The sequence below is a fragment of the Sphingobium sp. B1D7B genome (genome assembly GCF_025961965.1).
Classification (GTDB): Bacteria; Pseudomonadota; Alphaproteobacteria; order Sphingomonadales; family Sphingomonadaceae; genus Sphingobium.
Genome location: NZ_JAOQOR010000001.1, coordinates 2,544,874 through 2,568,248 on the forward strand (window position 1 = coordinate 2,544,874; position 23,375 = coordinate 2,568,248).

Annotated in this window: 18 protein-coding genes; 13 read left to right on the forward strand and 5 right to left on the reverse strand. The window is 66.8% G+C overall.

Going from position 1 to position 23,375, the window contains the following annotated elements:
* Positions 1-26 precede the first annotated feature (26 nt).
* From cysD to M2336_RS11875, 3 genes are read left to right on the forward strand one after another with little or no spacing between them, the layout of a single operon-like run.
* The gene (gene cysD / locus M2336_RS11865) at positions 27-932 is read left to right on the forward strand and encodes a sulfate adenylyltransferase subunit CysD (protein WP_181559499.1); all 906 of its coding nucleotides are present in this window, start codon (positions 27-29) and stop codon (positions 930-932) included.
* A complete protein-coding gene (gene cysN, locus M2336_RS11870; RefSeq protein WP_264572677.1) occupies positions 932-2,866 on the forward strand; it encodes a sulfate adenylyltransferase subunit CysN in 1,935 nt (644 codons plus the stop codon). The genes cysD and cysN overlap by 1 nt, the downstream gene beginning before the upstream one ends.
* The gene (locus M2336_RS11875; protein ID WP_264572678.1) at positions 2,863-3,597 is read left to right on the forward strand and encodes a 3'(2'),5'-bisphosphate nucleotidase CysQ; all 735 of its coding nucleotides are present in this window, start codon (positions 2,863-2,865) and stop codon (positions 3,595-3,597) included. The genes cysN and M2336_RS11875 overlap by 4 nt, the downstream gene beginning before the upstream one ends.
* 8 nt (positions 3,598-3,605) lie before the next feature.
* Here the strand turns inward: M2336_RS11875 and M2336_RS11880 are convergent, their stop codons facing one another.
* The gene (locus M2336_RS11880; RefSeq protein WP_264572679.1) at positions 3,606-4,100 is read right to left on the reverse strand and encodes a nuclear transport factor 2 family protein; all 495 of its coding nucleotides are present in this window, start codon (positions 4,098-4,100) and stop codon (positions 3,606-3,608) included.
* 192 nt (positions 4,101-4,292) lie between these two features.
* Between M2336_RS11880 and M2336_RS11885 the strand changes: the two genes are divergently transcribed.
* Positions 4,293-6,860 carry a TonB-dependent receptor gene (locus tag M2336_RS11885; RefSeq protein ID WP_264572680.1) on the forward strand — a complete coding sequence of 856 codons (2,568 nt, stop codon included), beginning with the start codon at positions 4,293-4,295 and terminating at the stop codon, positions 6,858-6,860.
* Positions 6,861-6,863: 3 nt separating this feature from the next.
* Here the strand turns inward: M2336_RS11885 and M2336_RS11890 are convergent, their stop codons facing one another.
* The 4 genes from M2336_RS11890 to M2336_RS11905 all read right to left on the reverse strand — a co-directional run bounded on the left by M2336_RS11890 (position 6,864) and on the right by M2336_RS11905 (position 8,826).
* A complete protein-coding gene (locus M2336_RS11890; RefSeq protein WP_264572681.1) occupies positions 6,864-7,457 on the reverse strand; it encodes a GNAT family N-acetyltransferase in 594 nt (197 codons plus the stop codon).
* A complete protein-coding gene (locus M2336_RS11895; RefSeq protein WP_264572682.1) occupies positions 7,454-7,882 on the reverse strand; it encodes a ketosteroid isomerase-related protein in 429 nt (142 codons plus the stop codon). Before M2336_RS11895 ends, M2336_RS11890 begins: the two co-directional genes overlap by 4 nt.
* A 96-nt stretch (positions 7,883-7,978) precedes the next feature.
* Positions 7,979-8,200 carry a hypothetical protein gene (locus M2336_RS11900; protein ID WP_264572683.1) on the reverse strand — a complete coding sequence of 74 codons (222 nt, stop codon included), beginning with the start codon at positions 8,198-8,200 and terminating at the stop codon, positions 7,979-7,981.
* A 140-nt stretch (positions 8,201-8,340) separates the two neighbouring features.
* Entirely contained in the window at positions 8,341-8,826 is a 486-nt protein-coding gene (locus M2336_RS11905; protein WP_181559507.1) for an RNA pyrophosphohydrolase, read from the reverse strand.
* A 158-nt stretch (positions 8,827-8,984) separates the two neighbouring features.
* Here M2336_RS11905 and M2336_RS11910 point away from each other — a divergent pair, with 158 nt between their 5' ends.
* The 9 genes from M2336_RS11910 to trxA all read left to right on the forward strand — a co-directional run bounded on the left by M2336_RS11910 (position 8,985) and on the right by trxA (position 23,355).
* The gene (locus tag M2336_RS11910; RefSeq protein WP_264572684.1) at positions 8,985-10,856 is read left to right on the forward strand and encodes a 2-oxoacid:acceptor oxidoreductase subunit alpha; all 1,872 of its coding nucleotides are present in this window, start codon (positions 8,985-8,987) and stop codon (positions 10,854-10,856) included.
* Positions 10,853-11,899, forward strand: coding sequence for a 2-oxoacid:ferredoxin oxidoreductase subunit beta (locus tag M2336_RS11915; RefSeq protein WP_264572685.1), 1,047 nt, complete (start codon positions 10,853-10,855; stop codon positions 11,897-11,899). Before M2336_RS11910 ends, M2336_RS11915 begins: the two co-directional genes overlap by 4 nt.
* A 92-nt stretch (positions 11,900-11,991) precedes the next feature.
* Positions 11,992-14,340 (forward strand): PAS-domain containing protein, encoded by a 2,349-nt coding sequence (locus tag M2336_RS11920; RefSeq protein ID WP_413715973.1) that lies wholly within the window; start codon positions 11,992-11,994, stop codon positions 14,338-14,340.
* A gap of 4 nt (positions 14,341-14,344) precedes the next feature.
* Positions 14,345-14,803, forward strand: coding sequence for a tRNA (adenosine(37)-N6)-threonylcarbamoyltransferase complex ATPase subunit type 1 TsaE (gene tsaE, locus M2336_RS11925; protein WP_264572687.1), 459 nt, complete (start codon positions 14,345-14,347; stop codon positions 14,801-14,803).
* Positions 14,800-15,792, forward strand: a complete 993-nt coding sequence (locus M2336_RS11930; protein ID WP_264572688.1) for an aminoglycoside phosphotransferase family protein — start codon at positions 14,800-14,802, stop codon at positions 15,790-15,792. Before tsaE ends, M2336_RS11930 begins: the two co-directional genes overlap by 4 nt.
* Positions 15,789-16,514, forward strand: a complete 726-nt coding sequence (locus M2336_RS11935; protein WP_264572689.1) for a nucleotidyltransferase family protein — start codon at positions 15,789-15,791, stop codon at positions 16,512-16,514. The genes M2336_RS11930 and M2336_RS11935 overlap by 4 nt, the downstream gene beginning before the upstream one ends.
* On the forward strand, positions 16,507-19,536 hold the full coding sequence (addB, locus tag M2336_RS11940; protein ID WP_264593023.1) for a double-strand break repair protein AddB: 3,030 nt from the start codon (positions 16,507-16,509) through the stop codon (positions 19,534-19,536). The genes M2336_RS11935 and addB overlap by 8 nt, the downstream gene beginning before the upstream one ends.
* Positions 19,529-23,005 carry a double-strand break repair helicase AddA gene (gene addA, locus M2336_RS11945; RefSeq protein WP_264593024.1) on the forward strand — a complete coding sequence of 1,159 codons (3,477 nt, stop codon included), beginning with the start codon at positions 19,529-19,531 and terminating at the stop codon, positions 23,003-23,005. Before addB ends, addA begins: the two co-directional genes overlap by 8 nt.
* A gap of 29 nt (positions 23,006-23,034) precedes the next feature.
* Positions 23,035-23,355 carry a thioredoxin gene (trxA, locus tag M2336_RS11950; RefSeq protein ID WP_181559514.1) on the forward strand — a complete coding sequence of 107 codons (321 nt, stop codon included), beginning with the start codon at positions 23,035-23,037 and terminating at the stop codon, positions 23,353-23,355.
* Positions 23,356-23,375: the final 20 nt, after the last annotated feature.

Sequence of the window (23,375 nt, forward strand, 5' to 3'; positions counted from 1 at the left end):
CCGGCCCATCCAGTCCAGGACTTTCCATGACCCGTACGCTCACGCATCTCGAACGCCTCGAAGCCGAGAGCATCCACATCATGCGTGAGGTGGCGGCCGAGGCGGAAAAGCCGGTGATGCTCTACTCGGTGGGCAAGGACAGCGCGGTGATGCTGCATCTGGCGCGCAAGGCCTTCTATCCCGCGCCGCCGCCCTTTCCGCTGCTCCATGTCGATACGACATGGAAGTTCAAGGCGATGTACGAGCTGCGCAACCGCATGGCGGAAGAAAGCGGCATGGAACTGCTCGTCTACCAGAATCCCGAGGCCAAGGAGCGGGGCATCAACCCGTTCGATCATGGCCCGCTGCACACGGACATGTGGAAGACCGAGGGCCTCAAGCAGGCGCTCAATCTCTACGGCTTCGACGTCGCCTTCGGCGGCGCGCGCCGCGATGAGGAGAAGAGCCGCGCCAAGGAGCGCATCTTCTCCTTCCGCACCGCGAGCCATGGCTGGGATCCCAAGAACCAGCGCCCGGAGCTGTGGAACCTCTACAATGCGAAGAAGGCCAAGGGCGAGAGCATCCGTGTCTTCCCGATCAGCAACTGGACCGAGCTGGACATCTGGCAATATATCCAGCTCAACCGCATCCCCATCGTGCCGCTCTACTTCGCACAGCCGCGCCCGACCGTGGAGCGGGACGGGATGCTGCTGATGGTCGATGACGAGCGCTTTCCGCTGCGCCCCGGCGAGGAGCCGGTGATGCGCTCGATCCGCTTCCGCACATTGGGCTGCTACCCGCTCACCGGCGCGGTCGAGAGCGAGGCGAGCACGCTGTCGGAGGTCATTCAGGAAATGCTGCTCACCACCACCAGCGAGCGGCAGGGCCGCATCATCGACAAGGATGGCGGTGCCGCGAGCATGGAGAAGAAAAAGCAGGAGGGCTATTTCTGATGGCCGACGCCACCCTCGAGACGCCGGTCTACCAGACCGATGCCCTCATCGCGCAGGATATCGATGCTTATCTGGAGCAGCATCAGCACAAGTCGCTGCTGCGCTTCATCACCTGCGGCAGCGTGGATGACGGCAAGTCGACCCTGATCGGGCGCCTGCTGTATGACAGCAAGATGATCTTCGAGGATCAGCTTGCCGCGCTGGAGGCGGACAGCAAGCGCGTCGGCACGCAGGGGCAGGAGATCGACTTCGCGCTGCTGGTCGATGGTCTCGCCGCCGAGCGCGAGCAGGGCATCACCATCGATGTCGCCTATCGCTTCTTCACGACGGAAAAGCGCAAGTTCATCGTCGCCGATACGCCGGGTCACGAGCAATATACCCGGAACATGGTGACGGGAGCCTCCACGGCGGATCTTGCCGTGATCCTCATCGACGCGCGCAAGGGCGTGCTGACCCAGACGCGGCGGCACAGCTATCTCGCCAAGCTGGTCGGCATCCGCCACATCGTGCTCGCGGTGAACAAGATGGATCTGGTCGGTTACGACCGCGCCGTGTTCGACAAGATCGTCGCGGATTATGCCGCTTTCGCCAAGGAAATCGGCATCGAGCAGTTCGTACCCATGCCGATCTCCGGTTTCAAGGGCGACAACATCACGACCCTCTCGGCCAACACACCCTGGTATCAGGGGCCGACGCTGGTCGATTATCTGGAGACGGTCGAGGTCGATAACAGCGCCGATCAGGCCCGCCCGTTCCGCATGCCGGTGCAATGGGTCAATCGGCCGAACCTGGATTTCCGCGGTTTCTCGGGCCTGGTCGCCAGCGGCGCGATCAAGCCGGGTGATGCCATCCGCGTGCTCCCCTCGGGCAAGACCAGCACGGTCACGCGCATCGTCACGCTGGATGGCGATCTGGACGAAGCCGTTGCCGGCCAGTCGGTGACGCTCTGCCTTGCCGACGAGGTCGACTGCTCCCGCGGCGACGTGATCGCGTCCGCCGAAAATCCTCCGCAGGCCGCCGATCAGTTCGAATCCACCGTTGTGTGGATGTCCGACGATGCCCTGATTCCGGGCCGGGCCTATTGGCTCAAGATCGGCACGCAGACTGTGTCCGCAACGGTCCAGCCGCCCAAATATGTCGTCAACGTCAACACCATGGAGCATCTCGCAGCCAAGACGCTGGAGCTGAATGCCATCGGCGTTGCCGAGCTAACGACCGACAAGGCCATCGTGTTCGAGCCTTATGCCGAGAACCGCACGCTGGGCGGCTTCATCCTCATCGACAAGATCACCAATTCCACCGTTGCGGCGGGAATGTTGAACTTCTCACTGCGGCGGGCGCAGAATGTCCACTGGCAGGCGATGGATGTCAGCCGTGAGGCCCATGCGGCGCAGAAGGGCCAGCAGCCTGCGGTGCTGTGGTTCACCGGCCTGTCCGGCTCGGGCAAGTCGACCATCGCCAACATCGTCGAGAAGAAGCTGTTCGCGCTGGGCCGCCACAGCTTCCTGCTCGATGGCGACAATGTCCGCCATGGCCTGAACAAGGATCTGGGCTTTACCGAGGCCGACCGGATCGAGAATATCCGCCGCGTCGGTGAGGTGACCAAGCTGATGGCCGATGCCGGGCTGATCGTGATCACCGCCTTCATCTCGCCCTTCCGCGCCGAGCGGGACATGGTCCGCGCGATGTTGCCGGCGGGCGAGTTCATCGAGGTGTTCGTCGACACTCCGCTGGCCGAGGCGGAGCGCCGGGACGTCAAGGGCCTCTACAAGAAGGCCCGTGCCGGCGAGCTCAAGAACTTCACCGGGATCGACAGTCCCTATGAAGCGCCCGAGAAGCCGGAAATCCGCATCGACACCCAGGCCCTCACGCCCGAGCAGGCGGCGGACCTCATCGTCGAGCGCATCGTGGGCGTGTGGAGCCCGGATCTGTGACGGACGCAGAGCTGGCCGCGCACCTCGCGGAGGAAGCGGGCCGGCGGCTGCTCGGCCTGCGGGATGAGGCGCGCTTCGATGGAAAGGCGCTGGGCAATGAGGGCGATGCCCTCGCCAATGCCTATCTATGCGAGGTGCTCGGACGCGAGAGACCCGACGACGGCCTGCTCTCCGAAGAGAGCCGCGACACAAAGGATCGGCTCGCCAAGTCCCGCGTCTGGATCGTCGATCCGGTCGATGGCACACGCGAATATGGCGAGGCGCGGGCGGACTGGGCGGTCCATGTCGCGCTCGCGGTGGATGGCGTGGCCGCCCTTGGTGCCGTCGCCTTGCCGGACATGGGGCTGGTGATGCGCTCGGACCGGCCCATCGCCGTGCCGCCGGCACCTGCGACGCCCCGCATGGTCGTCAGCCGTACTCGCCCGGCGCCGGAGGCGCTGTCGGTCGCACAGGCGCTGGGTGCCGAGCTAGTCCCGATGGGCTCGGCCGGCGCCAAGGCGATGGCGGTCGTTCGCGGCGCGGCGGATATCTACCTGCACAGCGGCGGCCAATATGAGTGGGACAGTTGCGCACCCGTCGCCGTCGCGCTGGCCCATGGTTTGCATTGCTCCCGCATCGACGGCACGCCGCTGCGCTACAACCAGGCCAATGTCTACATGCCCGATCTGCTGATCTGTCGCCCCGACTATGCCGACCGGGTGCTGGCCCTGGTCGGCGCGAAGGCGGGGTGACGGGCGGGTTACCGCTTGATGATGAGCGATTCCGGGCGCTTGCGCGGCACCCATTCGCCCTTGCCGGGGAAGTTCTTCAGCACTTCGCCATCCCAAAGGCGCACGGTGCGACGATGGAACAGCCAGGCGCCGTCCGCCCCTTTCACGGCATGGTCGTCATACCAGCCGGCAAAGCGCAGCAGATAGGGCGGCTCGCCCTCGCATTCGGTCACGAAGGCGAAGGAACGCATCTTTACCGATCCGTCCGGCTGCGGCAAGAACTGCGTCTGGGTGACATGATGCTGCCGGCCCGGAAAGCCCGGCGCATTGCGATAATGCTCGGCAATGCCGCGAATGCCCTCATGGCCTTCCCAGATGTCTGGATCCTCGAAGACCTCCTCCACCATGCGCGCATCGGGGGTGAAGCAGGCGACCAGGGCATCGACATCGCCGGTGTCCAGCGCCCAGCTATAATTGGCTATAAGATCCTGCAGGCCAAGTCTGTCTTCAATGGGCAAAGTCATTGCGCGCCTCTCCTCTTATATGTGCCATCCCTGCAGCGGGGCAGGGTGACATTTTAGTACAAATTGGAGGATTGAAGGCGGCGGCGGCATTTTGCAATGCGGTCTTGGCAGACAGGACAGAAATGAACCCGTTTCGCTGTTTGCCATCCTCATCCGGCCGAGCCTCGGCTCTCCCTCGTTCTGAAGGTTTCTATGCCCGCCAACCGACGCACTGCCGCCGCACTGTTCCTGGCGACCTCGTCCTTTGCCCTGATGCCCGCAGCGGGAGCGCAAGAAGCGGATACCCACCTCGATGAGGGCGTGGGGACGGATATCGAGGAGATCGTGGTCAGCGGTCAGCGCGAGCGGGGCGCGGTCATCGGCAATGCCACCCCTGAGTTGCAGTTGCGCCCTGCAGACATCCGGGCCCTGGGCGTCAGCACGATCAGCGACCTGCTGACCGAACTTGGTCCTGAGCTGCAGAGCGCGAGCGGGAAGCCGCCGGTGACGTTGCTCGAAGGGCACCGCATTTCCGGCTTCCGCGAGATCGCCCGCCTGCCGGCCGAAGCCATCGCGCGGATCGATATCCTGCCGGAAGAAGTTGGGCTTCGCTATGGTTACGGCGCCGACCAGAAGGTTATGAACATCGTCCTGCGCCAGCGCTTCCGCGCGGTCACGGCTGAGGTCGACGGCCGGGTGCCGACCGCGGGCGATGGCGCTTCGCTGGAGCTGGAGGGCGGCCTTTTCCTGATCCGCAACAGCCAGCGGGTGAACATCAGCGCCGAGCACGAGAGCATCGATCCGATTCTGGAGAGCGATCGCGGACTGGACCGCGCGGAGAGCCCGGCGCGCAGTCTCCAGGCCGCGCAGGAGACGCTGACGCTCAATGCCAGCTACAGCCGACCCCTGGGCGAACGCACCAAGGCGACACTGAGCGGCGAGCTGGTCACCAATCGGCGGGACAGCCTCGTTGGCCTTACCCTGCCGGGCGTGACGATTCCCGCCGGAACGCCTTATGCGCCGGGCGCGGACGATGTGCTGTTCTACCCACAACTGGAGGGCGCCGGCGCTCTGGGGCGCGCCTCCAGGAGCCAGACCGGCACGGTCGGCCTCACCGTCAATGCCGAGCGCAGCACGGGGCAATGGACGCTGACCGCCAATTATGCGCGTGCCGAGAGCCGCGTCATCACCGGCCGCCCGTTCGATCTGTCAGATTATGCCGACGCGCTGGCGGCAGGCGATCCGGCGGCCGACCCCAGCCTGCCGATCGATGCCGCCTTTCTCAACGCGCGCGCTGCGGACCTCACACGCAGCACCTCGGACACGGCGGACATCACCTTCATCCATAACCGGCCGCTATTCAGGCTGCCGGCCGGTGAGGTCATGGCCACGATGAAGCTGGGGGGCGCGCTCACGCGGATCGAGAATATGCGCGAGCGCGATCTGGTCCCTTCGGTTCGCGACCTTGGGCGGGACAGCGCGACCGGGTCGCTCACCGTGGACATCCCCCTCGTGCCCGCCTCCTCGGGCATCGGACGCATGTCCGCCAATGTCACGCTCGGGCTCGATCATTATTCGGATGCCGGCACGTTGCGGAACTTCGGGCTGGGTCTCAACTGGTCGCCGCTTGGCTTCCTGTCCCTCTCGGCCGGTTACAGCGATGAAGACTCCGCCGCGACGGTGGCCCAGATCGGCGATGCGCAGACCTTTACGCCCTTCGTACCGATCTTCGATTTCGCGCGCGGCGAATCCGTGCTGGTGACGACGATCACGGGCGGCAACCCCGATCTCGACAAGGCGCGGGTGAAGACGTTCCGGCTCGGAGCCGACATCTCGGTTCTGCGCGAGCCGCGCCTGCGGTTCGACATATCCTACAATCACCGCGCGACCGAGGGTGGGGTGTCGGCCTTTCCGGGCGTGACGGCGGACACCATCGGCGCTTTCCCGGAGCGGTTCGCGCGCGATGAAAGCGGCCGCCTCACGCAGGTAGACCTGCGCCCGATCAACATCGCCGAGCAGACGCGGGAAGTGCTCCGCTGGGGTTTCAGCTTCAGCAAACGCCTTGCCACCCCGCAGAGCCAGATCGATGCCATGCGGGCTGCGTTCCAACGGCGGCAGGCCGAGCGGACAGCGCGCGGGGAGACGGGCGGTGCGGATCGGCCGGGCAGGGGCGGGCAGCCCGGAGCAGACGCCCCGCCCGGCGCGGATGCACCCCCTCCGGGTGCTGGACCCGGTCCCCGGCCGGGCGGCTTTGGTCCTGGTGGCCCGGGTGGACGGGGCGGTGCAGGTGGCGGCGGCGGACGCGTCGATTTCTCGGTCCATCACGAGTGGGCGCTGACCAACACCACGCAATTGGCCCCGAGCCTGCCCGTGCTCGATCTGCTGGATGGCGATACGCTGGGCGACACCAGCGGGCCGTCGCGGCATCTGATCGAGCTGCGCACCGGCATTTCGCAGAGCGGCTACGGTCTGCGGCTGACCGGCAGCTGGCGCAGCCCCTCGCGCGTCAATGGCACGGCAGGGCTGCCGGCTAGCCAGCTGCGCTTTGGGGCGCTGGCCAAGGTGGACGTGCGGGCGTTCGTGAACTTCAATCAGATGCCCGGCCTGATCGAGAAAGCCTCGTTCCTGCGCGGCGCGCGGCTCCAGCTGGGGGTCGAGAATGTCTTCGATGCACGCCAGCGCGTCACGGATGGCAATGGCGCAGTGCCCTTCGCCTATCAGCCCGCCTTCATCGATCCGCTGGGCCGCACCGTCCGGTTGAGCTTCCGCAAGCTATTCTAAGCGCTACAGGTCGCGGGACCAGAACTGCATCGGGTGGCTGGTCTCGTCCGTCTGGTCGATGTCCTTCCAGCGATATTCTGCCATGACGCCCTCCAGCGGCTGATAGCCCCGCTTGCGCCAGAATGGGCCAAGGTCGCGGGCCTCAGCGGGGCGGAGCGGATGATCGGCAGGGCGAATGACGCCGCAAAAGCAGGTCGCCGTCGCGCCGGCCTCGCGTGCGGCGGCTTCGCGCGCATCGAAAAAGGCGTGGCCAAGCCCATGCCCACGATAGGCACCGAGCAGCACGGACTCGCCGAAGTAGAAGAGCCGGTCCACCTCGATGCCCCGCGCGCGGAATGGCGCCTGCAGCGGTTCGTCCTGCCCGATCATCGGCGAGGCGGTTGCTACGCCGACGATGGCGCGGACATCCCGGGCAATGACCAAAGCCGCATCGTCGCCGTCGAGAAACGCGCTCAGATAGCGCTGCTCGTAGTCGACCGAGCCGTCATAGAGATAGGGCCATTCGCGAAAGACGGTGATGCGCAGGCGGGCGAGATCGTCGATGGCGGCATGGCGCGCCTCGCGGTCCCGCAGCGTCTCGACGGTCAGGTTGCTCACGCTGGCGCGTCTTCCCGGCTGACCTGCGCGATCCAGTCGGCGAGATTATAATAGACGGTGACACGGCGGATCAGATTATCGCGCACCTCGAAGAAGGCCGCAGCCGGCAGCACATAGCTTTGGCCATGCGCGGGAGGCAGGCCGTCCTCGCCGACTAGATATTCGCCATAGACGATGAATTCCGCCGCGGCGCGACTGCCGTCCTCATTCACCATCAGCGCGATGTCGGCAAGGCGCTCGCGATAGGCGCGGTCCATGCAGCCCAGAAAGGCGCGGAAGGCGTCCTTGCCGGATTCCCGTTCGCCCTGATTGATATCATGCACCACATCGTCGGCGAGGCAGGCCAGCATGGTCTCGGCATCGCCGGCATTGAAGGCGTCATAATAGCGCGCGAGGAGGGCGCGGGTCTGGCTTGCTGAGGTCATCGCAGGTCTTTCGTGATCCATGGAAGGCGGATCGCTAACCTATTCCCGGTTCAACAATCGAGCGCAAGACATGGCCGAACTGGGTGCGCCTTGGCGTCAGTGGCAATAAGTCTGCTTGAGGGTCACCCCATCGATCATCAGGCCGCCCACGATCATCACCGCTCCGCAGCAGCTGGCGTAGAGCAGATAGCCCGCAAAGCCGGGATAGACCTCAAGATAATGGGCACCCCGCGCGGTCGCGCCCATGGCGACGCCGAAGATCGCGAGATAGGCCTCGAACTTGGTGCGAATGGTGAAGAGGCGGGCGATCTTGCGCATCTCTGGTCCTGTGCATCGCGAGTCCGAAGGGCGGACCGCAAAGGTAAGGATCGTGTTAACCATGCGCAATCGCAGGAGACGGTCGCGTTCGCCAGATGTGTCAGGATGGGACGGTGCCGGCGATCCCGCCGGCCCCGATTTTAGAGCAGGTGCGCAAATTCCTGCACGACGGCGCGATAAACCGGGCGCTTGAACGGCACGATCAGATCCACCAGCCGGTCGGACGTGACCCACTGCCACGCCATGAACTCCTGATGCTCGGTAGCAATGTCGATATCGCTGTCCTCGCCCTTGAAGCGCAGCAGAAACCAGCGTTGCGTCTGGCCGCGATATTTGCCACCCCACAGCCGGCCCATCAGCTCTTCGGGCAGATCGTAAAGATGCTCTTCGGTCGAGCGGGCGATGATGTCGACGAGATCGGCCGCAATGCCGGTTTCCTCGCCCAGTTCGCGCAGCAGTGCCTGCTCCGCCGTCTCGCCCTTGTCGATGCCGCCCTGCGGCATCTGCCAGGCATCGCCTTCCTTGGAATCGAGTCGCTGGCCTACGAACACCTCGCCCTGACGGTTCGCCAGCATGATGCCGACGCAGGGGCGGTAGGGGAGAGAGGCGGGGTCGATCTTGGTCATGACGAGGTCGCGATTTCATCCGTTAAAAGAAGTTCACGGCCGCGATGGCAAGCCGGAGAGAAAAAGGCAATGCTCTGTCGCGCGCAGCTTTTCTACTTTGCTCGGCTGGGCTCGACGGACTAGGGGCGATGCAACCACTGCATTACTAGAGTCTGAGCATGGCATCTGCCGCACCTACATCGACCATAACTCACAGCAGCGAAGAGGCTGCGCCCGAAGCCGTTGTCGTCCGTTTTGCCGGAGACAGTGGCGATGGCATGCAGCTCACTGGCGGGCAGTTCACCCTGTCCACCGCACTGGCAGGCAATGACCTTGCGACCTTCCCCGATTTTCCGGCGGAAATCCGGGCGCCGCAGGGCACGTTGTTCGGCGTTTCGGCGTTCCAGATCAATTTCGGCTCGTCCGAGATCACGACGGCCGGCGATGCGCCCGATATCCTGATCGCGATGAACCCGGCCGCGCTCAAGACCAATGTGGTGGATTTGAAGCCCGGCGGCCTCATCATCGCCGACACCGGCGAGTTCAACGAGCGCAATCTCGCCAAGGCGAAATATGAGAGCAATCCGCTGGAGGATGGCTCGCTGGCGCGCTGGCAGGTGCTGGCGTTCGATATTTCCGCGCTCACGTTGGAAAGCGTGAAGCCCTTCGGCCTTGGCAACAAGGAAGCGCTGCGCTCCAAGAACATGTGGACGCTCGGCCTGGCGCTGTGGATGTTCGATCGCAGCCGCCAGCCGATCATCGACTGGCTAAAGGCCAAGTTCGCAAAGGCGCCGGAGATCGCCGATGCCAACATCGCCGCGCTCAATGCCGGCCATGCCTATGGCGAGACCGCCGAGCTGGCCGCGCCGCTCAAGCAGCTCCATGTCGCCCCGGCGCCGGCCCCCGAGGGGCTGTATCGCACGGTGACGGGCGCCGAGGCGATCTCGCTCGGTCTCGTCGCGGGTGCGCAGCTGGCCAGCCTGCCGATGTTCTTCGGCGGTTACCCCATCACCCCGGCCAGCTCGATCCTGCATCATCTCTCGCGCCTCAAGGAATATGGCGTAACGACGTTCCAGGCCGAGGACGAGATTGCCGCCATCGCCAGCGCGATCGGCGCGAGCTATGCTGGGTCGCTGGGCGTCACCAGCTCGTCCGGCCCCGGCATCGCGCTGAAGGGCGAGGCGATGGGCCTCGCGATCATGACCGAGCTGCCGCTGGTGATCGTGAACTCACAGCGTGGCGGTCCGTCCACGGGCCTGCCGACCAAGACCGAGCAATCCGACCTCTATCAGGCCGTCTATGGCCGCAATGGCGATGCGCCGATGCCGGTCATTGCCGCCCGCTCGCCCGCCGATGCGTTCGATTGCGCCATCGAGGCCTGCCGGATCGCCATCGAATATATGACGCCGGTGATGCTGCTGACCGATGGCTATATAGCCAATGCCGCCGAGCCGTGGAAAGTGCCGGATATGAGCGGCTACACGCCGTTCGCCGTCAAGTTCCTCGATGCGGTGCCGGAAGGCGGTCTCAAGCCTTATGCCCGCAATGAGAAGCTGGCACGGCCGTGGATCAAGCCGGGCACGCCCGATCTCATGCACCGCATCGGCGGCATCGAGAAGGAAGTGAACACCGGTCACATCAACTACGCCCCGGCCAATCACCAGGCGATGACCGAACTGCGCCGCGACAAGGTGCTGGGCATCGCCAAGGGCGTGCGGCAGGAGGTGTCGCTGGGCGAGGAGAGCGGCAAGCTCGTCGTCGTCGGCTGGGGCTCGACCTACGGCCCGATCCATCAGGCGGTCCGGCGCGCCCGGCGCAAGGGGCTGGATGTATCGCACATCCACATCCGCCATATCTGGCCGCTGCCGGAAAATCTGGGCGAGCTGCTCGCTGGCTACGAGAAGATCCTCGTGCCGGAGATGAACACTGGCCAGCTCAAGACCGTGCTGCGCGACCAGTATCTGCTGGATGCCCGCCCGCTCAACAAGATCTCGGGCCAGCCTTTCCGCATCGCGGAGATCGAGGCGGCCATCGAGGGGATGCTCGCATGAACGACATGACCACATTGACCAAGCTGCGCGTCGAGACCAGCCTCAAGGACTGGGAGACCGATCAGGAGGTGCGCTGGTGCCCGGGTTGCGGTGACTACGCCATCCTGAAGGCCGTGCAGCGCACGCTGCCGCAGCTGGGCGCGGACCCCAAGAACACCGTGTTTGTCTCGGGCATCGGCTGCTCCTCGCGCTTTCCTTATTATGTCGAGAGCTACGGCTTCCACACCATCCACGGCCGCGCGCCGGCGGTGGCGACCGGCGTGAAGCTGGCCAATCCCGAGCTGGACGTATGGATCGTCACCGGCGACGGCGACGGGCTCTCGATCGGCGGCAATCACACGATGCACATTCTGCGTCGCAACCTCGATTGCCAGATCCTGCTGTTCAACAACGAGATCTACGGCCTCACCAAGGGGCAATATTCGCCGACCAGCCGGGAGGGGACCAAGAGCCCATCCACGCCCTTCGGTTCGGTCGACCATCCGGCGCGGCCCTGCGCCTTCGCGCTCGGCTCGGGTGCCCGGTTCATCGCGCGGGCCTATGACGTGTCCAAGCAGCTGCCGGACGTGCTCAAGGCCGCCTATGAGCACAAGGGTGCGGCGTTCGTGGAAATTTTCCAGAACTGCATCGTGTACAACAAGGATGTGTTCGCCGACTTCACCGAGAAGAAGAATGCCGATGTCGGCCAGCTCTGGGTGGAGCATGGCAAGCCGCTGCTCTTCGATAAGGGCGCTAAAGGCATCGCGCTCGACCGCGAGGCGCTGACGCTCAAGGTCGTGGACGTGGTCGATGGTGATTGGCAGGCAGCCGGCGTGATCGTCCATGATGTCACCAATCGCGCCGTTGCGCATATGCTGGTGGAAATGCCCTTCGGCCTGTTCCCGATGGCGCTGGGCGTGCTCTACGATGCCCCCAAGGCGAGCTTCGAGCAGGCGGTGGTGGAGCAGAACGCGCTACTGGCCAAGGGTAAGACGCCGGACCTGCAGAAGCTGGTGAGCCAGGGCCAGACCTGGACGGTGACGAAGGACGGCCCGGCGCTCTGAGGGCGCCGGTTCCTTTTCTTATCCGGCCAACGCCAAAGAAGGCGCAAGCCGGCCTTGTCTCAGGGTGGATTGGCCCGTAATCCACTCCCGTGATTGCCAATGTCCCGTTCTTTCCGCTGATCGTGGGGGCCGTGCTGGCCGTGTGGCTGGTGCTGGCGGTTTGGGCGCTGTTCACCGGCCTCTCGATGCGGCGCAAGGCGGCGCTGGCGCGCACGCACGCCGCGCAACTGGTCGATCTGCTGAATTCCGCGCCCGCGGTACCCTTGCTCATTCGCCCCGATGGCAAGCTGGACGCGCCGGACAGGCTCGCCGGATGGCTCGGCCGCGAGGCCGCGCCCACCGACCTCGATGGGCTGCTGGATGCAGATGGCGGCCTGGAGCCCGATCATGCCCGCGCGCTCGCGGCGGAGATCGCAGCGGCGCAGCAGGGCGGCCGACCCTTCACGCTGCCGGTGCGGGTCAACGGGTCGGACCGGATGCTGCTGGTGCGCGGCGGCCCTGTCGGCACGCGGCTCGGCAAGGCCGGCACGGTCGTGCTCTGGGTCTTCGACGCGACCGACAGCTTCGCGCAGATCCAGGAGCTGCGCGGGCAGGTCGGGCAGTATCGCCAGGCCCTCGATGCGCTCTCGGGTGTGATCGAGGCGGCACCCATGCCGGTCTGGCATCGCGGCGCCGATCATCAGATCAGCCTGGTCAACAGCGCCTATGTGAAGGCCGTGGACGGAAAGTCCGCGCAGGATGTCATCGAGCAGGGCATCGAGCTTGTCGAAGCAGTCGATGGCATTTCCCCGCGCGCATCCGCCGCCAATGCCGCCGCGCGCAAGGCCCCAACCGCTCGGATGCTGCCGGTCACCATCGATGGCAAGCGCCGGTTGATGAAGGTCGTCGATGTCCCGCTTGGCCCCTCGGGCGTTGCAGGTTACGCCATCGACATGCAGGAGCTGGAGGAGGTGCGGGCAGAGCTGCGCCACCTTTCGCAGGCGAACCGAGACATGCTGGACAGGCTGTCGGCAGGCGTCGTCCAGTTCGGTGCCAATCAACTGCTGCAGTTCTGCAATCAGCCCTTCCTCAGCCTGTTCGGCCTGACGCCGGAGACGGCGGCGTTTGACACCCATTTCGACCGGGTACTGGATGCCATGCGGGACAGCGGGCAGGTGCCCGACACGCCGGATTTCCGCGCATGGCGGCAGGAGCGCCGCAACTGGTTCCTCTCGCCCTCCGCGCATGAGGAGCAGTGGCGCCTGCGTGATGGCGTGCATCTGCGCGTCTACGCCCAGCCGCTGCCCGATGGCGGCCTGCTGGTCATCTTCGAGGACCGTACCGAGCATGTCCAGCTGGCCTCCGCGCGCGATACGCTGCTGCGGGTGCGCACCGCGACGCTCGACAATCTGTTCGAGGCGATTGCCGTGTTCGCCTCCGACGGTCGCCTGCATCTGTGGAACAGCCGCTTCACCAAGATCTGGTCCGTGCCCGACACGACCATGGCGGCGCATCCGCGCGTCGATGAACTCATGTCGGCGCTGGCGGATCGCCTGGCGCGACCCGAACAGGCAGGTCTTGTCCACCAGCTCATTCGGGCCGCGACGATGGAGCGCCGCCAGCGCGGCGGGCGCATCGCCTTTGCCGACGGGCGCTTCTTCGAATTTGCGGCCATCCCGCTGCCGGACGGCAACGCACTGTTCACCATGCTCGACACCACCGACAGCCGCCACATCGAGCAGGCCCTGCGGGATCGCAATGAGGCGCTGGAGGATGCAGACCGGGTGAAGACCGCGTTCGTCTCCAACATGAGCTACGAGTTGCGCACGCCGCTCACCTCCATCGTCGGCTTCGCCGAGATGATGGAAGCCGGCTATGCGGGCGAATTGAGCGCCCAGTCGCGTGATTATGTGAATGCCATCATGACGGCGACCACAAGGCTGACGCGGCTGATCGATAATGTGCTGGACCTGACTCAGGGTGCAGCGGGCGGCTTGCCTATCGAGAGGCGCGATATAGATGTGGCCGCGATGGTGCGGCAGGTTGTCGAGGGCCTGAGCGACAAGGCGGACTCGCGCGACGTGACGGTCGACATGTCGTTCGAGCAGGAGCCGGGCACCGTGTCGGGCGACGAGCGCCGGCTGCGGCAGGCTCTCGCCCATGTGGTGGATAATGGAGTGAGTTTCGTGAGCCGGGGCGGGCGGGTGCTTGTGCATGTGCAGCCCGCGCCGGACGTGGTGCGCATCATCGTGTCCGATGACGGCCCGGGCATCGATGCTAAGACACAGGCGCATCTGTTCGACGTTTTCGTGCGGTTCGGGCGTCACGGCGATGGGGCCAATCAGGGGCTGGGATTGCCGCTGGTGCGCCAGTTCGTGGAAGCGCATGGCGGCAGCGTCGATCTCGTCTCCGAGCCCGGGCAGGGGACCAGCGTTACCCTCACTCTGCCGCGCGGAGAATGATGGCGTGTCCGATCGTGCCCTTGCCTTCTCCTCAGCAGACGCGCTCGCCGATTTCGGGGCAGCTTTGGGCGCAAAGCTGCGGCCCGGCGATGTGATCACGCTCACCGGCGGGCTGGGCGCCGGCAAAACGACGCTCGCGCGCGGCCTGCTCAGGGGCCTTGGGCATGAAGGCGATGTGCCAAGCCCGACCTTCGCCATCCTGCAGGGCTATGAGCCGCCCGAGACCCGTCTGCCGGTCGGCCATGTCGATCTCTATCGTATCGAGGACACGGGCGATCTCGGCGAACTCGGGTTGGACGAATGGCTCGAAGATGGCGCGTTGGCGATCGAATGGCCCGATCGGCTGGCGGGGCGCTACGATGCCATTGCTCTCGCCCTGCAGATCGACATTTTGGCGGACGGCACGCGCCGCTTGACAGCGCGGGTGCCGCGCGTTTGGGAGAGCCGATGGCCAGTCACATGATCCCACCGCCAAGCGCGCGCCCGTTTCTCGATCGAGCCGGATGGGCAGGGGCGGAAATCCTGCCGCTTGCCGGTGACGCCTCCTTCCGGCGCTATTTTCGCGTGGTCGAGGGTGATCGTCGCGCCATTTTGATGGACGCCCCGCCGCCGCATGAAGATCCGCGCCCGTTCATCAGCGTGGGCGAGTGGCTGTGCGAAAGCGGATTCGCGGCGCCCGCCATATTGGCGCGGGATCTGACGCAGGGTCTCGTGCTGCTCGAGGATTTTGGCGACGCGCGGGTGCGCGAGCATCTGGATGCCGCGCCGGCCGAGGAAATGGCGATCTACACCCGCGCCGTGGACCTTCTCGTCGATCTTCATGAGCAGCCGGCCCAGAGTGGCCTCGCGCCTTATGACCGCGCCGTCTACCAGCGCGAGGCAGCGCTGTTGACCGAATGGTTCGCTCCGGCGGCAGGGCTTGCGGTCGATGCGGCGGGCTACACCGCAGCGTGGGACAAGGTGCTCCCGATCGCCGAGCAGGATGTCGCGCCAGTGGTGACAGTGCTGCGCGATTATCATGCCGAGAACATCATGCTGCTGCGGGACCATGCGCGCTCGCGCGGGCTTGGTCTGCTGGACTTTCAGGACGCGCTGGCCGGCCACCCGGCCTATGACCTCGTCTCGCTCCTGCAGGATGCCCGGCGCGATGTGAGCCCGGCCGTGGAGCAGGCGATGCTGGCGCATTATCAGGCGCGCGCGAAGGTTTCGCCGGAATTCGAGGCGGCTTATGCCGTGCTGGGTGCCCAGCGCAATGCCAAGATCATCGGCATTTTCACGCGCCTGTGGAAGCGCGATGGCAAGCCGCGCTATCTCGATTTCCTGCCGCGCATGTGGGGGCTGCTGGAGCGCGATCTTGCTCATCCCGCGCTCGCGCCGGTGGCCGACTGGTTCGCGGAGAATGTGCCGGCCTCGGCGCGGGGCCAACTGGCTGCGGGGCAATCCGCGCAATGAGCACCACGCTTGAGACGGCGATGCTGATGGCCGCTGGCCTCGGCAAGCGGATGCGTCCGCTCACGGCCACACGACCCAAGCCGCTGATCCGCGTCGCCGGCCAGCCGCTCATGGATCATGCGCTGGACCGCATCGAGGATGCCGGCATCCGTCGCACGGTGGTCAACGTCCATTATCTCGCCGCGCCCATCGAGGCGCATCTGGACTCGCGCGCCCGGCGGACGGGTGCGACCTATCCGGTCTCCGACGAGCGCGCCCGGTTGCTGGAAACCGGCGGCGGCCTCGTCAAGGCGCTGCCGCTGCTTGGCGACAAACCTTTCCTCTGCGCCAATAGCGACAATCTGTGGATCAACGGGCCATTCGACTCCATACGCGCGCTGGCCGACCGCTGGTACGATGACGCGATGGATGCGCTGCTGCTGCTCATCCCGCACGCCCGTGCCACCGGTCATCGTGGTCTTGGCGATTTCCACATGGAGGCCAATGGTCGCCTGAGCCGGCGCAAGCCCGGCCGCGTGGCGCCGTTCGTCTTCACCGGCGTGCAAATCCTCTCGCCGCGCCTGGTGCGCGATCCGCCGGGCGAGGTCTTCTCGACCAATATTTTCTGGGACCGCGCGATTGAACAGGGCCGCGCCTTTGGCCTGAGCCATGGCGGCCAATGGTTCGATGTCGGCACCCCGCAGGCGATTCCGCTGGTCGAGGCAGGATTGGCCGATGGCTGAGCGCCGCGCGCCGGCCCTCTTTACCATCCCCGCTCACCGGGCATTTTCGGATGCGCTCGCCGCCGGGCTTCTCGCCCAGCATGGCCGGCGCGATGGCGGGCTGGCCCTCGCACGCGGCATCATATTGCTGCCGAACAATCGTGCGGTGCGGGCGGTGCGCGATGCGTTCGTGCGCGCCTCCGGCAACGGGTTGCTGCTGCCGAGGCTGGTGCCCATCGGCGATATCGATCTCGATGAAGCGCTGGGCAGCGCGCTCAGCCCGATCGGGGCGGAAGCGGATATCCCGCAAGCCATCGCGCCGGCCGAGCGGCTGATGATCCTGACCCGGCTGGTGATCGACCAGCGCGCGCGGCGGGGCGAGCGGCTTGAGACGGGCGAGGGCTGGCGGCTGGCGACGGCACTGGCGGGCGCCTTCGACCAGTTGACCGTCGAGCGCAAGGCGCTTGCCGATCTCAAGGCGCTGCAGCCCGATGACCTCTCGCACCACTGGCAAGCCGCGTTCAGCGATTTCGATGCGCTGGCGGCCCAGTGGCACCAGGAGCTTAACGCGCGCGGGCTGATCGACATGGCCGAGCGGCGCAATCGCCTGCTCGATCATGTTGCGGCCCGCTGGCGCGAGGTGCCGCCGGAGCGCTTCGTGGTTGCCGCGGGTATCGTCACCAATGCGCCAGCCGTGGCGGGACTGCTCAAGACGGTCGCCGGCCTGCCGCGTGGTGCGGTGGTGCTGCCCGATCTCGACCAGAATCTCTCGGATGAGCAATGGGATGCGATCGGCCCCGTCGCGCGGCCCGAGCCGGGGCGCGATCTGCCGCCCCCCGCCAATGAATCGCACCCGCAATTCGCGCTCAAGCTGCTGCTGGAGCGGATGGATGCCCACCGGGCCGAGGTGGCGCTCTGGCGCTGGGGCAGCGAGCATGATGCCCGCGCCGCGCGCGGCAAGGCGATCAGCAACGCGCTGCTCCCGGCTTTGCTGACCGGCGGCTGGCCGGATGTGCCGACCGCGCAGCGCTCGCTCAAGGATGTCCGCGCCATCGAGGCGGCGAACCCGGCGGAGGAGGCGCAGGCCATCGCCATCGCCCTGCGCGAGGCGGTGGAGACGGAAGGGTGCACGGCCGCGCTCGTGACGCCGGATCGCGCGCTCGCGACGCGCGTGTCCGCGCATCTGCGCCGCTGGGGAATCGAGGCGGATGACAGCGCCGGCCGCCCGCTCTCCCAGCTTCCGCCCGGTACGCTGCTGCTGGCGCTCGTGCAGGCCGGCGCGGAACAGTTCGCGCCGGTGCCGCTGCTCGCCTTGCTCAAGCATCCGCTGGTGATGGCTGGTGACGAGCGGCTGACGTGGCTCGAATCCGTGCGCCGCCTCGATCTGGTGCTGCGCGGCCCCCGGCCCGCGGCAGGATTGGCCGGCGTCACGGCCTTGCTCGCGGAGAAGGGCAACCGGCAGCAGGCGATGAGGGAAACGCTGCGTCCCTGGTGGGCGCAGGTCGTGGCACTGCTGACGCCTCTGGAGGCCGCCTTTTCTGAAGTGCAGAGCCTGCCCGCCTTGTTCGCCGCCGTCCGCGAGACCGCCTCGGCCCTGACGGAGGAGCGCGTCTGGGCCGGCCATCAGGGCCACGCCGCCGCGCAATGCTTGGGCGATGCGGAAGCGGCCGCGCCGCAAGGGCCGGCGCGCGCGGATGGTGCCGGCTTCGTGGGGATGCTCGCGCAGATCCTCGGCGGGCAGGCCGTGCGCCCGCCGCAGGGCGGTCACCCGCGCCTGCAGATCCTGGGGTTGCTGGAAGCACGGCTGCAACAGGCCGATCTGATGATCCTCGCCGGACTCAATGAAGGCGTCTGGCCCGGCCTGCCATCGCCCGACCCTTGGCTCGCCCCGCGCATCCGCCGCGCGCTCGGCCTGCCGGGGCTAGATTATCGCATCGGCCTCGCCGCGCATGATTTCGCCAATGGGCTGGGCGCGCCGCAGGTGATCCTCTCCCGCGCCCGGCGGGATGCCTCCGCGCCCACCGTCGCCTCGCGCTTCTGGCTGAGGCTCAAGGCCATGACCGGCGCGCGCTGGGTAGAGGATGACAGGCTGATCGCGCTCGCACGGGTCATCGACCGGCCGGATGCCGCCGCGCCGGCCTATCGCGCGCCGGCACCTCGCCCACGCGCGGACCTGCGCCCGCGTGAGATCGCCGTCACCGATGTCGATCGCTTGCGGGCCGATCCCTACGCCTTCTACGCCGCACGCATTCTGCGCCTGGCGCCGCTGGACGTCGTGGATGCCGACCCCGGCCCGGCCTGGCGCGGCACCCGCGCGCATGATGTCCTCCAGCGCTGGATGGAAGAAGGCGGGCACGATCCCGCGCGGCTCTCCGCGCTGGCCCAAGAGATGATCGCGCAGGCGCAAGCCCATCCGCTGCTCAAAACGCTCTGGCAGCCGCGTTTACTGGCCGCGCTGGACTGGGTGGCGAGCGCCGTGCGCGATCAGGCCGGGCAGGGGCGCGACGTGATGTTCGGCGAGAAATGGGGCCGTATCGAGCGGGCAGGCGTGACCCTGCGCGGCAAGCCGGACCGGATCGACCGGTTCGCGGACGGCACACTGGCCATTGTCGATTACAAGAGCGGCGCGACCGCCTCGGTCAAGCAGGTCAAGGCCGGCTTCTCGCTCCAGCTCGGTTTGCTGGGGCTGATCGCGCAGGCCGGCGGCTTCGCCAAGGAAGCGGGCCTTGCCGCCGGATCGGATGTGAGCGCCTTTGAATATTGGAAGCTCGGCAAGGGCACGGATGGCAATTTCGGGTTCAAGCGTCCGTTGACCGACCCCAAAGGCAGCTACAAGCGGATCATGACGGCAGATTTCCTCGCAATGGTCGCCGGCTTCTTCGATGATGCCGTAGCGCGCTGGCTGACAGGCGACGAGCCATTCGCCGCCCGCCCGCACAGCGATGCGCCCGTGTTCACCGACTATGACCAGCTCATGCGGCTGGATGAGTGGTTCGCGCGGGATCGGCGCGCCGAGCCGCAGCCGGAGGTGAGCCATGTCTGAGGCGGGCGAACTCAACCGGCTGACGCAGGAGCAGGCCAGCGCCTCGGACCCCGCCGCCCATCGCTGGGTGCGCGCCTCGGCCGGCACCGGCAAGACCGCCGTGCTGTCGGCCCGCGTGCTGCGGCTGCTGCTGAGCGGCGTCGCGCCCGAGCGCATCTTGTGCCTGACCTTCACCAAGGCGGGCGCGGCGGAAATGGCCGAGCGCGTCCACAGCCGGCTTGCTCGCTGGGTGCAGGGGCAGTCCGTGGACGTCGCGCGCGATCTGGTGGCGCTCGGCGAGGATCCGGGGCCGGAGGCGATTGCCCGCGCCCGCCTGCTGTTTGCGCGCGTGCTGGATGCCACTGGCGGCGGGCTGCGCATCCAGACCATCCACAGCTTCTGTCAGGCGCTGCTGGCCGCCTTCCCGCTGGAGGCCGGACTGGTCCCCGGGTTCCGCCCGCTCGACGAGCGCGGGCAGGGCGAGCTGGCCCGGCGTGCGTTGATCGCGATGATCGAGGAGGCGGGGCAAGCGCAGGACGATCCGGTGCTAGCGGCGCTGGAGATGCTGGCCTTGCGGCTGGGCGAAGAAGGCACGCAGGCCTATCTCGCCCGCTGCGTGCCGGCGGCGCAACTGCTGGATGCGTTGCCGGAAGATCTGGAAGGCTTCCTCCTCGCCTTCCTCGACCTGCCGGATGGCGACATCGATGCCCATCTGGCGGATCGCTGCGCCGAGGGCGTGTTTCCGGTGGCCGCGTTGCAGGCCGTCGCGCGGGCCAATGGTGCATGGGGTGCCAAATCCGGCCTAGCGTGCGCTGATATGATCGCGGCTTGGCTAAGCGGCTCCGAGGTCCAGCGCGCCGAGGGACTGGCGGACCTGCTCGGCGTGCTGCTCACCAAGGAAGGCGAGGTCAAGAACCGCGCCAACAAGAACCTGCTGGAAGCCGAGCCGGATTATGTCGATCTCGCCAGCGCGTGCGGCGCGGCGATCAAGGCTCTGCTCGATCTGCGCAAGCAAGCCGCCTTCGCGCGCACGGCGGCGCAGGGCCTGACGGCGGGCCGTGCTTATGCCCGCGCTTATGCCAAGGCCAAGCGGCAGGCCGGCGCGGTCGATTTCGATGATCTGATCGGCCGCGCGAGTGCGCTGCTCACCCAGCCGGGCATGGCGGACTGGATCCGCTACAAGCTCGATCAGCAGGTCGACCATATCCTCGTGGACGAGGCGCAGGACACCAATGACGCGCAGTGGGACATCGTCTGGTCCATCGTCGAGGAGTTTCTTGAGGTCGAGCCCGACGAGCAGGCGCGACTGCGCACCCTGTTCGTGGTGGGGGACACCAAGCAGGCGATCTTCGGCTTTCAGGGCACCAGTCCCGAGGCCTTTTCCAGCGCCCTGCAGCGCTTCCGCGAGGCAACCGAGCGCGTCGGCCACCCGTTCGCCGAGTTGCCTTTGGCCCGCAGCTTCCGGTCCATGCCTGCGGTGCTCGATGTCGTCGACGCGGTGCTGGATGCGGTCGGGCATGATCGCCTCGGGCTGGAGACGCCCTCCGCGCCGCATCAGGCCGCCCGCCAGCACCCCGGTGAGGTGCTGCTGCTCCCGCCGACCTCATTGCTGCCGAGCGAGAGCGACGAGGACGGCGAGGCTGACGAGACTGCCAGCGAGGGGGAGGAAGACTGGCTGGCCGACCATCAGCGCCGCCATGCCGAGAAGATCGCGCGGCTGGTCAAAGGCATGATCGGCACGCCGCTGGCTACCCAAGGCCGCCCGGCGCGCGCCGGCGATGTGCTGATCCTGCTCCGCAGCCGCAGCGCGCTCTCCCGCCTCATCGTCGCGCGGCTGTATGAGGCGGGCGTACCGGTCGCCGGCGTGGACCGGTTGCGGCTCCAGGCGCCGCTCGCCGTGCGCGATCTGCTGGCGGCCCTGCGCTTTGCGGTGCAGCCCGAGGACGATCTCAACCTCGCCAATCTGCTGGTCTCGCCGCTCATCGGCTGGACGCAGGATGAATTGCTGGCGCGCGCCGTCCCGCGCGAGGGCTCGCTATGGAGCCACCTGCGCGCGACATTGGCGCCGGAGCTTCAGGCCCCGTTGCGCACACTGCTGGGGCAGGCCGATTTCACGACGCCCTATCGCTATCTCGAGGCTATCCTCTCCGGCGCCATGGACGGACGGCGCAAGCTGATCGCCCGGCTCGGGGAGGAGGCGCGCGATGCCATTGACGAACTGCTCAATGCCGCTCTGGGCTTTGAGGCGGACGATCATCCGTCGCTGCAGCGCTTCATCGACTGGTTCGATCGCGGCGATGCCGACATCAAGCGCGAACTGGGCGAGGGTGGTGACATGGTGCGGGTGATGACCGTACATGGCGCCAAGGGGCTGGAGGCGCCCATCGTCATTCTCGCCGATGCCGCCTTCGACCCCAGCCAGCGCCCGCGCGCCGACGCCGTGAGCCTGCCGGTGACCGAGGCCGCCCGCTTGCCGCTCATCCGCCCCGCCAAGGGCGAAGCCGCGCCGGCGATCGAACAAGCCATGCAGTCCGCCGAGCGGCTCGACATGGAGGAGCATTGGCGCTTGCTCTATGTCGGCCTCACGCGCGCAGAAGAGCGGCTGATCGTCACCGGATCGCTCGGTAGCCGCGCCAAGGGCGAGCCGCCCAAGGAAAGCTGGTATCAAGCCGTCGATCTGGCGATGCGGACACTCGGGGCTGCCGAGGCGGACGTGCCCGACTGGGGCAAGGCCCTGCGCTGGTCCGGCCCGGCAGGTCTCGCGCCGGCCAAGCCCAAGAAAGCGCGCGAGGCAGATGCCAGCGCCGCAGAACCCGCGCTGGCTGCCTGGCTGCGCGCGCCGGCGCCGCAAGAAGCGCGGCCGCCCCGCCCGTTATCTCCCTCCGCGTTGGTCGAGGATGACGTGCCCAATCCGCCGCCGGATGCCGCCATGCGTGCGGCTGCAGAGCGGGGGCGGCTGCTCCACGCGCTGTTCGAGCGTTTGCCGGATCTGCCCGCCACCGAGCGCTCTGCCGCCGCCTCGCGCTGGCTGGAGCGGGCCGGCGTGGCCGACGCCGGGATGCGCACCGACCTGCTCGCGCATGTCAGCGCCGTGCTGGACGATCCCGACCATGCTGCACTGTTCGGCCCGGATGCGCTGGCAGAAGCGCCCATCGCGGCCGTCGTAGCCGGGCAGGTGATCGCGGGAACGGTGGACCGGCTGCTGGTGACGGATGACCTCGTTCATATTGTTGATTTCAAGACCGGGCGGCATGTCCCTGACAATGCAGTGGATTTGCCCGTAACCCATGTCCGCCAGATGGCGGCCTATGCCGCTGCGCTGGCCGAGATTTTTCCGGGTCGTCCGCAACGGGTCAGCCTGCTTTACACGGCGGCCCCCCGCCTCATCGATCTGCCGCCGGCCTTGCTTGCTGCGCACAAGCCCGGCTTGCTGGCACAGGAGCACAAGTTGGGCAGCACCGACCTTGAGGCGGACGCCTCGGCAACCTAGATAGACGTTCGACAGAAGGAGTTTCGACGATGGCTACCAAGGCAATTTCCGACGCCAGCTTCCACGAGGACGTGATTGCGTCCGACAAGCCTGTTCTGGTCGATTTCTGGGCGGAATGGTGCGGCCCGTGCAAGATGATCGGACCCGCTCTGGAAGAAATCAGCGAGGAATTGGGCGAGAAGGTGACCATCGCCAAGCTCAATATCGACGATCATCCCGATGCGCCGACTCGCTATGGTGTGCGCGGCATCCCCACGATGATCCTGTTCAAGAATGGCGCGCCGGCCGCGACCAAGGTCGGTGCCGCCCCCAAGAGCGCGCTCAAGGGCTGGATCGAAGGCGAACTGTAAGGCAACCGACCACCATTGGC